The organism is Bacillus sp. FSL W8-0102 (assembly GCF_038007225.1).
GTDB classification, from domain to species: Bacteria; Bacillota; Bacilli; order Bacillales; family DSM-4216; genus Bacillus_O; species Bacillus_O smithii.
Genome location: NZ_JBBOWT010000001.1, coordinates 1,348,379 through 1,363,844 on the forward strand (window position 1 = coordinate 1,348,379; position 15,466 = coordinate 1,363,844).

General features: G+C 41.5%; 14 protein-coding genes, 1 pseudogene and 1 other annotated feature. Of the genes and pseudogenes, 8 read left to right on the top strand and 7 right to left on the bottom strand.

Annotated features, from left to right (window positions below):
- The first annotated feature begins 6 nt into the window (after nt 1-6).
- The 3 genes from N1I87_RS06525 to N1I87_RS06535 all read left to right on the top strand — a co-directional run bounded on the left by N1I87_RS06525 (nt 7) and on the right by N1I87_RS06535 (nt 3,872).
- Nucleotides 7-1,386 (top strand): PTS transporter subunit EIIC, encoded by a 1,380-nt coding sequence (locus N1I87_RS06525; protein WP_048623633.1) that lies wholly within the window; start codon nt 7-9, stop codon nt 1,384-1,386.
- A 149-nt stretch (nt 1,387-1,535) separates the two neighbouring features.
- Complete coding sequence (locus N1I87_RS06530; RefSeq protein ID WP_341101089.1) at nt 1,536-2,609, top strand: DUF871 domain-containing protein; 1,074 nt, start codon at nt 1,536-1,538, stop codon at nt 2,607-2,609.
- A 393-nt stretch (nt 2,610-3,002) separates the two neighbouring features.
- Entirely contained in the window at nt 3,003-3,872 is an 870-nt protein-coding gene (locus N1I87_RS06535; RefSeq protein WP_341101090.1) for a Cof-type HAD-IIB family hydrolase, read from the top strand.
- 281 nt (nt 3,873-4,153) lie between these two features.
- Here the strand turns inward: N1I87_RS06535 and pdxK are convergent, their stop codons facing one another.
- From pdxK to zwf, 4 genes are all read right to left on the bottom strand, one after another.
- The gene (gene pdxK / locus N1I87_RS06540; protein WP_003355250.1) at nt 4,154-4,975 is read right to left on the bottom strand and encodes a pyridoxine/pyridoxal/pyridoxamine kinase; all 822 of its coding nucleotides are present in this window, start codon (nt 4,973-4,975) and stop codon (nt 4,154-4,156) included.
- Between the two features lie 172 nt (nt 4,976-5,147).
- Nucleotides 5,148-5,576: a YueI family protein gene (locus N1I87_RS06545; RefSeq protein ID WP_341101091.1), complete on the bottom strand. Its 429-nt coding sequence runs from the start codon at nt 5,574-5,576 to the stop codon at nt 5,148-5,150.
- Nucleotides 5,577-5,886: 310 nt separating this feature from the next.
- Complete coding sequence (locus N1I87_RS06550) at nt 5,887-6,504, bottom strand: cyclase family protein (RefSeq protein ID WP_341101092.1); 618 nt, start codon at nt 6,502-6,504, stop codon at nt 5,887-5,889.
- Nucleotides 6,505-6,687: 183 nt separating this feature from the next.
- Nucleotides 6,688-8,190 carry a glucose-6-phosphate dehydrogenase gene (gene zwf / locus N1I87_RS06555; RefSeq protein WP_341101093.1) on the bottom strand — a complete coding sequence of 501 codons (1,503 nt, stop codon included), beginning with the start codon at nt 8,188-8,190 and terminating at the stop codon, nt 6,688-6,690.
- 331 nt (nt 8,191-8,521) lie between these two features.
- Here zwf and rnz point away from each other — a divergent pair, with 331 nt between their 5' ends.
- Nucleotides 8,522-9,460, top strand: a complete 939-nt coding sequence (rnz, locus tag N1I87_RS06560; protein ID WP_341101095.1) for a ribonuclease Z — start codon at nt 8,522-8,524, stop codon at nt 9,458-9,460.
- Nucleotides 9,461-9,501: 41 nt separating this feature from the next.
- On the opposite strand, the gene namA is transcribed toward rnz, so the two are convergent.
- Together namA and proC are read right to left on the bottom strand one after the other, a co-directional pair.
- The gene (namA, locus tag N1I87_RS06565) at nt 9,502-10,518 is read right to left on the bottom strand and encodes an NADPH dehydrogenase NamA (protein ID WP_341101096.1); all 1,017 of its coding nucleotides are present in this window, start codon (nt 10,516-10,518) and stop codon (nt 9,502-9,504) included.
- Nucleotides 10,519-10,704: 186 nt separating this feature from the next.
- Nucleotides 10,705-11,574 carry a pyrroline-5-carboxylate reductase gene (gene proC, locus N1I87_RS06570; RefSeq protein WP_341096883.1) on the bottom strand — a complete coding sequence of 290 codons (870 nt, stop codon included), beginning with the start codon at nt 11,572-11,574 and terminating at the stop codon, nt 10,705-10,707.
- Nucleotides 11,575-11,636: 62 nt separating this feature from the next.
- Nucleotides 11,637-11,849 (bottom strand) — a binding site (T-box leader).
- Between the two features lie 257 nt (nt 11,850-12,106).
- On the opposite strand from proC, the pseudogene N1I87_RS06575 reads away from it, so the two are divergent.
- Nucleotides 12,107-12,901 (top strand): annotated as a pseudogene (locus N1I87_RS06575) (SDR family NAD(P)-dependent oxidoreductase).
- Nucleotides 12,902-13,003: 102 nt separating this feature from the next.
- Here the strand turns inward: N1I87_RS06575 and N1I87_RS06580 are convergent.
- Nucleotides 13,004-13,180 (bottom strand): YqzH family protein, encoded by a 177-nt coding sequence (locus N1I87_RS06580; protein WP_003355241.1) that lies wholly within the window; start codon nt 13,178-13,180, stop codon nt 13,004-13,006.
- Between the two features lie 180 nt (nt 13,181-13,360).
- On the opposite strand from N1I87_RS06580, the gene N1I87_RS06585 reads away from it, so the two are divergent.
- From N1I87_RS06585 to N1I87_RS06595, 3 genes are all read left to right on the top strand, one after another.
- Complete coding sequence (locus N1I87_RS06585) at nt 13,361-14,617, top strand: Y-family DNA polymerase (RefSeq protein ID WP_327802861.1); 1,257 nt, start codon at nt 13,361-13,363, stop codon at nt 14,615-14,617.
- Between the two features lie 15 nt (nt 14,618-14,632).
- Entirely contained in the window at nt 14,633-14,956 is a 324-nt protein-coding gene (locus N1I87_RS06590; RefSeq protein WP_270583134.1) for a YolD-like family protein, read from the top strand.
- Between the two features lie 147 nt (nt 14,957-15,103).
- Entirely contained in the window at nt 15,104-15,433 is a 330-nt protein-coding gene (locus tag N1I87_RS06595) for an iron-sulfur cluster biosynthesis family protein (protein WP_341101098.1), read from the top strand.
- The last annotated feature ends 33 nt before the right edge of the window (nt 15,434-15,466 follow it).

Here is a 15,466-nt window from a genome sequence, read left to right on the forward strand (position 1 = left end):
AGAAGTATGACAAAAGAAGAACAGATTGCAAAGAAGATTCTCCAATACACGGGCGGTAAAGAGAATATCCGCAAATTGGCACACTGTATGACGAGAGTACGTCTTGAATTGAAAAACGAAGAAAAAGCGGATATAGAGGCATTACGGCAAATAGAAGGCGTCATGGGGGTCGTGGATGACGGCACTTTACAAATTATTGTAGGTCCGGGAACCGTTAATAAAGTAGCCGATGCCATTAGCCGTTCGACAGGGATTAAAATAGGAGAAGAAACGGCGGAACCAGATGAATTGACTTTTGAGGAAAGAGCGGCACTTAAAAAAGCCAATATAAAATCGAAAAATCAGACGCCTTTTAAAAATTTCTTGAGGAAAATAGGGAATATTTTTATACCTTTAATCCCTGGTCTTGTAGCTTCAGGGATTATCAATGGAGCAGCGAACTTTGCAAAAAATGTTGGTGTAGATGACAAGACGACTTGGATGCAAATTTTATTGCTAGTTGGTAGTTGTATTTTTACGTATTTAGCTGTTTTAGTAGGTTGGAATACGGCAAAGGAATTTAATGGCACTCCGGTTCTTGGAGCCATTGCCGGCATGCTGTTGTTTAATCCGGGTCTTGCTGAAATTCATATTTATGGAGATGCTCTTATCCCTGGGCGAGGCGGTTTATTCGGAGTCATTTTTGCTGCTTGGTTGATGACGGTTGTAGAAAAACAAATCAGAAAGATCATGCCGAATTCAATTGATATTATTTTTACTCCACTGATTACGGTATTGATCGTTAGTATTTTAAGTCTTTATGCGATACAACCTGTTGCAGGAGTCGTGGCCGATGGCATCACGACCGGAATCAAAGCTATCTTAGATGTCGGTGGCGTTATAGCGGGTGCGATATTAGCCGGATTCTTCTTGCCGCTTGTCATGCTTGGATTGCATCAAGGATTAACGCCTATTCATCTTGAATTAATTCATGCTACAGGGAGCACCCCGTTATTGCCTGTTTTAGCCATGGCAGGCGCCGGTCAAGTTGGTGCTGCGATTGCCATATTTGTCAAAACTAAAAATAAAAAATTAAGAAGTATTATTAAAGGGGGATTACCTGCAGGCTTTCTTGGAATAGGGGAACCGTTATTGTATGGAGTTACTTTGCCGTTGGGAAGACCGTTTGTAACAGCTTGTTTAGGGGCAGCGGTTGGCGGGGCCTTTCAAGCTTTTATGAAAACAGCTGCTTCTGCTATAGGAGTATCAGGTTTGTCCCTTACACCACTTATTGTTGATAATAAATATTTTTATTATCTAATAGGCATTGTGATCGCTTATGCATGTGGCTTTATTTTCACTTACCTATTTGGTTATAAAGAAGAAATGTCGGAAAACATAAAATAATAGAAATATATTTTCATTCAATGAAGAGAGAAGTGTCTGACAGCCAATCCATCTTATATATAGGATTTTTCTATAAGAGTGGCCCCTATATAGATCGATGTCTGACACTTTTCTTTTTTATTAGTAAGATTTGAAAAGGAGCAATAGTGATGCGTGGAATATCGATTTACTTATCAGATTCAATCTCTCGTCATGAAGGATATATTGCCAAAATGAAGTCAGCGGGCTTTACTTCTATTTTTACTTCTTTGCAGATTCCTGAAGAAAATCCGGATCTGTTTGTAAAACGTCTAAAAGAGCTGGGGAAATTGGCTAAAAAATATGGGATGGAATTAACGGTAGATATATCTCCGAAATCGCTGCAGCGTTTAGGCTGCACATGGGAATCAATAGATCAGCTTACATCATGGGGATTAACGGGGTTGCGCATCGATTACGGAATCAGTGAAGAGATCATGGTTGAATTATCTCGTAAAATGAAGATAGCTTTAAATGCAAGCACATTAACGAAGGAGGGGATGAAACGTTTAAAATCGTTAGGACTTTGCATGGAAAATATAGAAGCATGGCATAATTATTATCCTCGACCTGAAACGGGATTGGATAGAAATGATTTTTCGCAGCAAAATGACTGGCTACAAAAGGAAGGAATTCTTGTTGCAGCCTTTATTCCCGGAGATGAGGAAAAGAGAGGCCCATTGTATTCAGGATTGCCGACATTGGAAGATCATCGCCGTTCTTCACCTTTTTTAGCATATCTCGATTTAAAAATAAATGAGAGCGTTGATAAAATCTTGATCGGTGATGTTCGGATCAGCGAGAAAGCATTGGAGCAGTTTTCTGCATTCAATCAAAATATTATTTTACTGCGAGCGAAACCTTTCGTTAAAAATGATATCCTACAAAAAGACATGACTGTAGTGCAAACGAATCGAGTAGATGCAGCAAGAGATGTGATCCGTTCTCAAGAATCACGCGAAAATGGGTTAGTTGGTAAACCATTATTGGAGCCTATCCATACAATCGCGCGAAAAAAAGGGTCCATTACAGTAGATAATCTTCTGTATGGACGTTATCGAGGAGAGATTCAAATCGTAAAACGCGATTTGCCGGCAGATGAGAAAGTAAATGTAATCGGAAAGGTCATCGATGAGGATTTGTCCCTTTTGCCATTTATAAAAGGCGGAACAAAGTTTAAGATCAAATGGATGGACATCGAATAGACAAATTTTTTTGCGTGAATGAAATTTATAAGTATTTTATAATTTCGTAAAAGGCCCTTAATAATTCTTTTTTAATATAGAAAGTGCAAGGAAACCAATTGATCGATTGATTTGAACCTCGAATCACTCAATCGCCCCCTTACAACAGCGTTAAATTCTTTTCATAGTCCAAGAAGGTGATTCAAAAAATGGCGGATTCAAAAGCATATTGGAAAGAAAAATGGAGTACATATGATGAAGAAATGGTGATGGATTGGTTTTCAACATTATTTAAGCAATGGGAGCTGCTGGTAAGAAAAAATTAGAAAGGAAATTCATGAACAAAGGAAAAAAGAAGATGGAGGGCAATTTGAAAAAGATCACCGAATATAAGCGAAGAAAGGTGTGGACCTCATGATTCGATGCATTGCGTCTGATATGGACGGGACCTTATTAAACTCCAAACAACAAATTAGTCCGGCAAATCGTGACGCGATTCAATTAGCTCAAGAGCAAGGAGTCGAATTTGTGATTGCAACGGGGCGTTCTTATCAAGAAGCAAAAGAGGTTTTAGACGAAGCAGGGATTCGTTGTACAGTGATTGGGTTAAACGGTGCGGAAGTAAGAAATGAAGCAGGTGAAATTACTCATAGATCTGTCATTAGCGCCAAAACTGCCTCTCAAGTGGCGGATTATCTTGAAAAATTCGGGCTTTATTATGAATTTTTTACCAATAAAGGCATTTTTACAGAAGACTATGAAACAAGCATCGAAATGTTGGTGGATATTTTCCAATCGGCTAATCCCGAAGTTTCAGAAGAAGAAATCCGCATCCATCTTAAAAATCGCGGTGATATTCGACATATCCAAAACGTATACGACTCAAAAGAAATTTTCAATGATCCTTCCATTCGTTTTTTTAAAATATTGGCATTCGATAAAAAAGAGTCGCTGTTTGAAGAGCTCAGCACCAAGCTGGAGTATGAACTGGACGATATTCACGTGACGTCGTCAGGGTTTCGCAACATTGAAATCAACCATATCTCCGCACAAAAAGGTATTGCCTTGGAACGCTTTGTGAAAGAAAAAGGAATTTCTTTACAACATACGATGGCGGTGGGAGATAATTTGAATGACCTTTCGATGTTAGAAAGAGTCGGTTTTCCGATTGCGATGGGAAACGCGGTACAAGCAGTGAAAAATCTTTGTCCGTATGAGACAATTAAAAACGATGAAGATGGCGTAGCCAAAGCGATACATAAGATTTTAGAAATCTGTAAATAACCAAGAATGGACCAGATATCTTTCATCCATGGAAAAAGAGGCTTTATGGAAGATGGCTGATCCTTTGTATTGGCGTGATTGTATTTCCAATCTTATGGCTGAAAACATTTTTATGTAGCCGTTTGTTGATCCGATTATTCAATGCACACCTACCTGATTGCTGACATCATCCAGCGGCTAAAATCAAAGATAATAACAAACATCCTAGGAAATGAAAAAAGGCATGCAGGGTTATAACATGCCTTTTTTCATCATGCATTTCTATGTGCTGGTTTAGCATTTCATACGGTTGCTTTAGAAACAAATCGGGTATAAGCACCGTGCATAACCGGGCCAACATACTGATTCAATTTAAAGCCGTGTTCAATTGCTGCATGAACAAAATCTTTTGCAAAACGGACGGCTTCTTCCACTGAGCTGCCTTTTGCTAGTTGAGCTGTGATGGCGGCGGCAAAAGTACAGCCTGCACCGTGATTATAAGTGGTATCAATTTTTTCCGATTCAAATACACGGAAGTTTTGACCATCGTAGAATAAGTCAACGGCTTTTTCGTGCTGCAGCTGTTTTCCGCCTTTGATCACGACATTTTTGGCCCCTAATTCATGGATTTTCACAGCCGCTTTTTTCATATCCTCAATCGTTTTAATAGGGCCGGTTTGTGCTAATTGCCATGCTTCAAAAAGGTTTGGAGTGACAATCGTTGCACGCGGCAGCAATAATTCGCGCATCGCGTCTGTATTTTCAGGTTGAAGAACTTCATCTTCTCCTTTACATACCATCACCGGATCAATCACGACTTTATCTAAATGATATTCATCAATTTTACGGGCGGCGAGTTCAATAATGTCTACAGATCCGAGCATACCCGTTTTCATGGCGTCAATCCCGACGGAAAGAATGGTTTCTAGTTGTGGTTCAACCGTTTTTACATCCACCGGAAAAACGTTATGATGCCAGTTGTTTTTTGGATCCATGGCAACAATGGAAGTAATGGCTGTCATTCCATAGACGCCCAGCTCTTGGAATGTTTTCAAATCAGCTTGAAGACCGGCTCCACCACTGGAATCCGAACCAGCAAGCGTAAAGGTTTTCTTTAAACTCATAACCCACATCTCCTTCATAGCAACGATTATGAATAGGACTACTCTATCTTTAGAATATATTTTTCGATTAGAAAAGACAAATATGAGATACTTTTTTTGTTTATGAAGGTATATAGGAAAAAAAGAATCTCCAATCGTTAAGCAGGATTTCATTATTGAATCATTTTTATTTTTATTTAAAGATTTTAGAAAATAATCCATTCTTTTTCTTTTTTTGTTCTGTAGAGGCTGGCTTCTTTTTGGATGCCCAAATCATCTCTTTGTCGACAGCGTGTTTATGAGCGACTACCATGCCGATATCCGTTTCCGCTTCATGATTTTGGATGATGGTATAAGAAATGTTTTGGTCGTTGGCTAGTCTGATATATTTGCTAATATGAGAATAGTCTATTTTTCCGTTTAAAAGCAGGCGGACGCCGGGTTTTCGAATCCATTCTTTCACTTCCGGATAGATGTCCAGCTCTTGTACTTGGCTAATCGTCAAGGCACCTTCCACGCGTTCTCGAAACGTTCCTAAAAATCGTTTTCGCTCTTCAGGTTTCAATTCTTTTTTTCCGTATAATCCTTCTTTTAACACGTCATCGATCTTTTTTCCAACCACCGGAACCGCCTCCTAAACTAATATTTTCAAGCCTATATTATGTTGGCTGGTTTAGTTACACCTATTCGGGATGGCTGAAAAAGGTTCAAATATCGGTCAAAATGTCCGTTTTTTCCTAAAGGTAATGGATCATGAAAAGAGTCCATTTTCATCAATAAAAGAAATTTGGCAACGATGAAGGCAAAACCTCGATGAATCTAAACGGATAGATAGGCAGGAAGTTCCAGGCGAAATGGGGATGACGAAACATGATTACCAAAAAAAGAACAGCCTGTGAAGCGCACAAGCTGCTCTTTTTCATCTCATTTCTTTATTTCCAATTATCCAGCAAAAGAACTCGGGCTGGAGAGGCATCCGTTCCTTGAATATTTAAAGGAGCCGCAATCATAAAATAGGATCCTTCTTCCACGTCCGCCAATTGAAGTCCTTCGATGACCACGATGTCTTTGTCCATCAGAGAACGATGAGTGGGGTGCTCCGGCTGAGCACGTTCTATGCCTAAGGAATCGATGCCGACTCCGGCGATTCCGATTTCCGCCAAGTAGCGGGCTGCATCTTCAGCAAGATAAATGAAATCAAAATTAAATTCTTTATCAAACGAGTTTTTCGTTTTCAATAAAATAAAGTCGTCTTTTTGAATATCCACATTTTCTACATCGGATTTCGTAATTTTTTCATGGACATGTGTCAAATCGATCACTTTGCAAGGACGAACAAGTTTTTCGATCGAGATCGTTTCAATCGTTTTTCCGTCGTTCATCATATGGAGCGGAGCATCGACATGTGTACCGGTATGTACGTCCATGCAAATTCGTGACTCCGTTACATGACCATTTGTTTGAGTAGTAATCGATGGCTGTTTTTCCGGCTTATTTTTATAAACCGGCATTCCTTCATAAATTGGAGCAGTTATGTCAATAATTTTCAATTTTGTAACCTCCTTTTCCTTTTGCACGGTTCGGCTTAACTCGTTCGGATTCTCGCTTGAAAGAGTCTTTGACGTAAAATGCCTAAGTATTGGATGGCAGTGAACGGTGGCAGTACGTGTATCCAATGATAAGCGTGTCAGCAATCATCAGCGGAAAGAAAATGACCGCTGATGATTGGATTTTTATTGACAATTGTCTACATCAAGCCGATCAATAGGCCACCAGAAGAATCCGTCTTTTTCAAGCAGTTGGTCAGCTTCTTTCGGTCCTATAGAACCGGCTTCATAATTAGGGAAATGGGCGGAAGTGTTGGCCCATACTTCAGAAATTTCATCGACAAAACGCCATGAGAGGGAAACTTCATCCCAGTGGGTAAAGTTGGTCGCATCTCCCCGAATGGCATCGTATAAAAGCTTTTCGTAGGCTTCAGGCGTGTTGATGGCGTCAAAACTGTTATTTCCAAAGCTTAGTTTGATTGGAATCATGCCTGTACTTTGACCGCTTTGTTTTGTGTTTAAATGAAGGGTGATTCCTTCCTCAGGCTGAATATGGATCACAAGCAGATTAGGGGATAACGGTTGATCCATTTTGTAATAAAGATTCATCGGGACATCTTTAAATTGGACGACAATTTTCGTTGATTTCGTAGCCATCCTTTTACCTGTTCGAATGTAAAAAGGTACGCCGGCCCAGCGGAAATTGTCTATCATGACTTTCCCGGCTACAAACGTTTCAGTATTGGAATGAGGATCGACGTTCGGTTCTTCCCGATAAGCGACCACTTCTTTGCCATTAATGACTCCTTTTCCGTATTGGCCGCGGACGAAGTACTCGTGCACTTGATCTCCTTTTATTGGACGAAGCGCGCGCAAAACTTTTACTTTTTCGCTGCGGATTTCATCTGTTGTCAATTTAATCGGTGGTTCCATGGCAAGCAGTGCCACCATTTGCAGCATATGGTTTTGGAACATATCGCGCAGTGCACCGCTGTTTTCGTAATACCGTCCCCGTTCTTCTACTCCCAGCGTTTCGCTGGAAGTCACTTGGATGTTTGAAATGTAGCGGTTGTTCCATAATGGTTCAAACAGGGCATTAGCAAAGCGGATCGCTTCAATATTTTGCACCATGACTTTTCCTAAATAGTGGTCAATCCGATAGATCTCAGATTCGGAAAAGGCCGTTCGAATTCGTTTATTCAATTCGATGGCTGATTCTAAATCATGGCCAAACGGTTTTTCGATGACGAGACGGGTGAATCCATTTGTGTCTGTCAATCCGTCTTTTTTCAAATGTTCGGCGATCGTTCCAAAAAATTCCGGAGCCATTGCCAGATAAAAGATCCGGTTCCCTTCAAGGTTGTATTGTTCATCCAATGTTTGTGCCAACTTTTTCAAAGCAACATACGACTCTGAGTCTGACACATCATGAGGCTGATAATAAAAATGGGAAATAAACTCATCGATATTGTCCACTTTTCCGATTGAAGCAATAACGGAGTCTTTTACATGGGATTGGAAGGTTTCCTTTGACCATTCTCTTCTGGCTACGCCAATGACGGCAAATCGCTCTGATAATTTCTTTTTTCGAAATAGATGGTAAAGAGAAGGAAACAGCTTTCTCTTCGCTAAATCCCCTGTTGCACCGAAAATCATAATTAAAGTTGCTGGAGATTCTGATTGTTTCACTGTATATGACCTCACTTTTTACATCTTTTATGTAACAAAAGTTTGCTGCTGTTTAAAGGATGTTCTATGCTCTGTTAGTTTTCGCCAAACAGGCTAAAACCAAACACCTCTTTTCTATTTCCAAAGCATGAACATTTTCTCCTATACAGGTATTTAATTTTAGACGTTCTGACGCCTTTAGGCAACTATTATGCGCAAGGCTTGCCGTGAAAAAGGAGATGGATGACGTTGTTTTAGATGGCAAAATTCATGTTTTGTTGGAAAAAGACGTGCATTTATGACAGAATGGAAGAACGGGAAACAGGTAGTTTGTTAAAAGGGTGTGAGTTGTTTGGAATTGTTGTTTTTAGGAACAGGAGCGGGTGTACCGGCCAAAGCAAGAAACGTCAGTGCCTTGGCTTTAAAACTCCTCGCTGAACGAGGAACGGTATGGTTGTTCGATTGTGGAGAAGGAACACAGCATCAGATTCTTCGCACATCGTTAAAACCGAGAAAAATTGAAAAAATTTTTATTACCCACTTGCACGGTGATCATATTTTCGGTCTTCCGGGGCTTTTGGGAAGCCGTTCGTTTCAGGCAGGGGAGACTCCTTTGACGGTATACGGACCTAAGGGTATTGCCGATTTCTTGCGCGTCAGCTTGGAGGTCAGCGAAACGAGGCTGCGCTATCCGCTCATCATTGAAGAAATTGAAGAGGGAATTGTTTTTGAAGATGAGCAAATGATCGTGGAAACACGGCTTTTGGAACACGGGATTCCATCGTACGGGTATCGGATTACAGAAAAGGATAAACCCGGTGTTTTGCTTGTAGATAAATTAAAAGAAATGGGAATTATGCCGGGGCCTCTTTATAAAAAAATAAAAAATGGCGAAACAGTTGTGCACGAAGACGGCCGCGTCATCGACGGAAAAGAATTTGTCGGACCTTCCAAGAAAGGAAAGGTCGTCGCCATTCTTGGCGATACCCGTCCTTGCCAAGCTGCTGTAGATCTGGCTAAGGATGCGGATATGCTAGTTCATGAAGGCACATTTTCCGCTGAAAGTGCAGAGATGGCGTATGAATATTTTCATTCGACCACGGCTCAAGCAGCTGAAATTGCTAAAAAAGCGAATGCAAAAGCGTTGTGCTTAAATCATGTCAGCTCCCGTTATCCTGTGGAGGAATGGGATCACTTGCAGAAAGAAGCGGAATCGATTTTTCAGCCGACTGTATTGGTTCATGATTTTATGGAAGTCAAAATCGAAGACATCACAAAAAAGGAAGGCTAATGTTGGCCTTCCTTTTTTCTTGAAAAGAGGGTGAGATCTTTTTACCAGCCTCGGCTGTATTGAATCGGTGCTTCGATTGCAGCATTTAATTCTTTTGCGGCTTTGCGTGGCCAATAAGGCTCGCGAAGCAATTCGCGTGCGAGGAAAACAAGATCGGCGCGATCATTTTGCAAGATTTCTTCGGCTTGAATGCTGGAAGTAATCAAGCCTACTGTTCCAACCGGTATTCCGGCTCCGTGTTTAATTTTTTCCGCAAATGGCACTTGATAGCCCGGATAAGCATGGATTTTGGCCGGAACGACTGCTCCAGAGCTGACATCGATTAAGTCCACGCCTTGTTCTTTTAATTGTTTAGCAATTTCCACGTAGTCGTCAGGGGTTAATCCTTTTTCGTGGTAGTCGTTAGCCGATACCCTTACAAACAAAGGACCATCCCAGACTTCTTTCACCGCTTTGATCGTTTCTATTAGAAAACGCAAGCGGTTTTCCGCTGAACCACCATATTCGTCCGTCCGCTTGTTGGACAGCGGGGAAAGAAATTGGTTGATTAAGTATCCGTGCGCCGCATGGATTTCAATTACGTCAAAACCGGCTTCTTTGGCCCGTCTTGCTCCTTCTTGAAAGGCGCGAATCGTTTTTTGTATATCTTCTTTTGTCATTTCTTTCGGCGTTTTGGATGTTTCGTTAAAGGCAATCGCTGACGGCGCATAAATATCGCCTTCCAAATCGGCTTTTCTGCCCGCGTGCCCTAATTGAATGCCGATTTTGGCTCCATGTTTTTGGACCATGGAAACAAGTTTGGCAAAGCCTTCAATATGGTCGTCGCTCCATATGCCCAAATCTTTAGGAGAAATTCTTCCTTCCGGCAACACGGCAGTCGATTCTACTATGATTAATCCGACTTGGCCGACTGCCCGAGTTGTGTAATGGACATAATGCCAGTCTTCCAAAAAACCTTGTTGATTTTCAGCCGAATACATGCACATCGGTGACATGACGATCCGGTTTTTGAAGGTTACATTTTTCACCGTATACGGTTCAAAAAGTTTTACCGCCATTTTATCTCCTCCTTTTTGACGTACTTTTCATTATAACAATTTTTTTCATCGATTATAAATAATTTGATTTTCCCGATCGACATAATCCAATAAGCCTAAAAGAAAAGGGCGTAATCCTTTTTTGACGGATCAGCCCTTTAAGAGAAAACATCCTCAGTATTGCAAGAATGAAAGGCAGCAGTGACTTTACCGGTTGGATATTTGTTTTAGAAAAGGAAGTCCCAGTTTTTTGGATTGAGCAGTCGCGGCTTTGATGCAATCGATCACAGCTTCTCTCATTTGTCTTTCTTCCAAGACGCGCAGGCCGGCTTCAGTGGTGCCGCCGGGACTGGTCACTGCTTTGCGCAAATCTTCTGCTTTTTGTCCGGTTGTCGAAAGCATTTTCGCTGCTCCTAATAAAGTTTGGATGATCAACGGTTTGGCGGTGTCTTCATCCAAGCCGATTTCAGCGGCTGCTTTTTCCATCGCTTCTACCAGATAATAAATATAAGCAGGGCCGCTTCCTGATAAACCGGTTACGGCATCAATCTGATCTTCTTCTACGATGGCCGTTAAGCCAATGGCTGAGAAAAGATTCAAGGTGTATTTTTGCTGCTGCTCCGTTACATGGCGGTTCAATACGATTCCAGTTGCTGATTGCCCGATTGCGGCTGAAGTATTAGGCATTGCGCGGACTACGGCGCAAGGAATTTCCAACGTTTCCTCAATAAAAGAGATGGATACACCGGCAAGCACGGAAATAACAAGTACAGTGGAAGGAACGTGAGGCTTGATCGCTTCCAGCGCCTCTTTGGCGTCTTTTGGTTTCATAGCCAAGATGACGACATCGGCTTCCCGTAAAGCTTCGTCAAGGCGGTCCCGGCCACAAGAGGAAATGCCGTACTTTTCCTCTAATTCTTGCAAACGTTTTTGGTTGGATCGATTTGTCACAATTACTTCTTCTTTTGTCAGTGCCTTTTGGCTGAGTCCGCCGGCAATGATGGCTTCTGCCATAGAACCGGCGCCGATAAAGACGACTTTCATGTTGTTTTCCTCCTTTAGAACGTTTTTAGTCAAGAGCAGATGATGGGAATATTTTTTGCTTTTTTCTATTTCAAATAAAAAAACCTTTCATCCTTTAAAAGGACGAAAGGGAATCTTCCGTGGTACCACCTTTATTTGCAAATGGAATCATTTGCACGCTCGTTTCCGTTAACGCGGGATAAACGGTCAAGTATCTTGACAGCTCATAAGGTAGGTTCAATAGAAAAGAGGATGATGAAGCTTCGCAGCCCAGGAGCTTCACTCTCTTACATCATTTTCTATTTACTGGCCTTATTCATTGCTTTTTGCTTCACACGATTATTACAAAATTATGCAAAAAAAAGACCTCATTGTCAAGGGTATTTTCGGAAAAAACTGACGATTAGAAGCGCTTTTGAATGAAGAAAACAGCACTTTTGCCACGGTTCCAATCCGATGATTATGTATGAAAAGTTGTTTCCAACGCCCTTAGACATTCTAAACATTTTGTGTTTTATTGAGCGGAAAAATGGTATGATGATGGGTAGCAATCCTGCCATATTTCCTTATGGAGGTGAAGTATTTTATGAATCCGCGGATTCACGGAAAAAACGTGGTGATAACCGGCGCTTCAAGCGGGATCGGCGAACAGATGGCGATCAAAGCGGCAGAAAGCGGGGCTAATCTTGTGCTGCTTGCTCGTCGGGTAGAAAAGCTGGAGGAACTGAAGTCTTTTCTTGAATCCCGCTATTCCAATAAAGTGTGGATCCATTCTTTGGACGTCTCTGAACGGGAAAATGTTTAAGCGGTTTTTTCGGCTATTTTTGCAGAGGCCGGAAAGATAGATGTTTTAGTCAATAATGCTGGTTTCGGGATTTTTGAAGAAGCCCATCTTGCCAAATGGGGAGACATTGAAAGGATGTTTGCTGTCAATGTGCTCGGATTAATTTCCTGTACCCAAATGGTGATTGAGCATATGCAAAAGAATCGTTCCGGCCATATTGTCAATATCGCCTCTCAGGCCGGGAAAATCGCAACACCCAAATCGAGCATTTACGCGGCGACAAAACATGCTGTTCTAGGATTTTCCAACAGTTTGCGAATGGAGCTTTCTACATACGGCGTCTTTGTGACAACGGTTAACCCCGGGCCGATTGCGACCAACTTTTTTGAAATTGCTGATCGTTCCGGCACTTATGTGCAAAATATCCAACGCTTTATGTTGAAGCCGGAAAAAGTGGCCGAAAAAGTGGTGGCTGCCATGCTCACGAATACCCGCGAAATTAATCTTCCAAGATGGATGAACGCCGGAAGCGTTTTTTATACGCTGTTTCCTCGGCTTGTAGAAAAGGTTGGCAAAAACGCCTTTTTTAAAAAATAGTTTCTTCAAAGGCTGGCTCTAGAAAGGGCTGCCTTTTTCTTTTTGAAAATATTAGAAGCGGATTGCGGTTGAAAGCCTCTTGAATTAGGGGAGGATCGCTTTTTACTTGGTTATATATTCGTAAACCACATCTTCCGTGATTTCATGCAGTTCTCCTTTCTCGGATTTCTGCCTGATCATCACTTCTTTTGCAAGATCTTTCAGTTCCTTATCGGTCAATTCCGGACTTTTATATTGCTGCAGTTTTTTTTGAATCATAAGGATAATCATCTTTTCCATCTATCTATCACCTGCCTTTATCCCGTATCCGACGGATCAATTCCTTTGATTATTATAAACCGAATTTGGCAATTATTAAGTGGTTTTCCATTGAAAATAAATTGATGCAGAACGTATATTCCCCTAGAATAAAGAATATATTAGAACAAACGTTCGCTAACAAAGGGGTGGCAAAAGCGAATGAATGATTTGGCGCTTCCAAAGGAAAATATTCTTTGTATCGATATTAAAAGCTTCTATGCCAGCTGTGCGGCTGTCATGCACGGCTTGAATCCGCTGGAGTGCTACTTGGCGGTCATTAGCGATAAAGAAAGGAAGGGAAGCCTCGTTCTGGCTGCTTCTCCAAAACTGAAAAAAGAATTTGGCATACGCACCGGTTCCAGGTTGTTTGAAATTCCGGATGATCCGAGGATTGTGTTGGTTGAGCCGAATATGGAAACGTATTTACGCATTTCAACGGAAATTACGAAAGTCTTTAATCGATACGTTCCGAAAGAATCCATTCAAACGTATAGCGTGGACGAAAGTTTTGTAAAAGTGGATGGAGCTTTTCATTTGTGGGGAGACAGCGAGACGATCGCCAGAAAAATAAAGGATGATCTTGAAAGGGAGTTTCAATTGCCTGCTGCGATTGGAATCGGCTCCAATATGCTTTTGTCAAAGCTGGCTTTGGATTTGGAAGCGAAAAAAACGGGAATTGCCAGATGGACATATGAGGATGTTCCCGAAAAATTGTGGCCGGTTTCTCCTTTGAGCAGTATGTGGGGAATCGGAAAACGACTGGAGAAAACGCTCAATCGCATGGGCATCTTTACGGTCGGACAGCTGGCGAACTACCCATTAGATGTACTGAAAGCCAAATTTGGCATCATGGGAGTTCAGCTTTACTACCATGCTTGGGGAATTGATTTGTCCCATATTGGCGCTCTTGTTTCTGAAAATCAGAAAAGTTTCGGAAACAGTCAAATTTTGCTGAAAGATTATACAAGAGAAGAAGACATTCAACACGTATTGTTGGAGATGTGTGAAGAAGTAGCCAGAAGAGCAAGGGAACATAAAAAAGTCGGAAAAACGATCAGTCTTAGCATTGGGTTTAGCCATAAAGAAAACGGAGGAGGCTTTGCCCGTTCTCGGACGAGGGAAGAGCCGACGAATTCCACAATGGAACTGTACGAAACGTGCTTGGCATTATTCCGCGAACATTACAACGGCCAGACCGTAAGGCAAATTTCTGTTTCACTCTCTCATTTGTCCGATGACGGCGAATTACAATTAAGTTTATTTGAACCAAATCGTTGGCGACAAAAACAGCTGGGCTATGTCGTCGACCGCTTGCGTCGGAAATACGGATCCCATATTTTGCTTAGGGCCGTTTCTTATACCGAAGCAGGAACATCAAGAAGGCGCGCTCGATTAATGGGCGGACACAAAATATAGAAAGAAGGGGTTGTCATGATCAAGGACAGAGGAAATATAAAATGGACATCCATGATGCTTCCTGAACATGTGGAAATGCTGCGTCAATGGGTAAAAGAAGATCAAGCGGAACCGCAGAAAGAACTGGATGAGCAGCAGCTTGAATTTTTAAACGAAGCACTGCTTGAAGCGATGGAATTTCATCATACTGTGACGATCACCTATTACTCCCACCGCCGCTATCAACAAATAACCGGTATAATCCATTCCTGCAACGAACAGGAACAAACCCTTCATTTGGCAGATCACACCGGAAAAGTTCACTCTATCCCACTCAACACGATTATTGATATATACTGATAAGAGAAGTCCTCCATCCAAATGTTCTTTCAGCAGAAAACGGTTATGGATTTTCGCGAAAGATCATTTTGCAAATGAGTTGAAAGCGGAGGTTGAATGGATCCGAAACGGGAGCACGCCTCCACTTGAAAGAAAGGGGAAAAAACGATGAACATCACCATAACGGAAAAAGCTGCAGAAGCTTTAAAACAAAAAATGAAAACACCATCCAGTTACATCAAATTGCATTATGACACAGAAGGATGCGGCTGCTCTGTCGACGGTGTGCCCGTTTTATGGCTGGTCGATTCCAAGAATCAAGAAGATGAAGTAGTCGAAACCAATAAATATCCTATTTTAGTGGAAAAATCCAAAAAACTCTTTTTTGATGATTGCTTAACGCTTGATTGGAATACAAACGGCACATTTCAATTAAAAAGTGCGAACGAGATTTTAAATGGTTGGATGACGTTAGTGGATAAGACAGGTCGAGATTAACGGGAAAAGAGGGCCTTGCAGTCAAGATGAAAG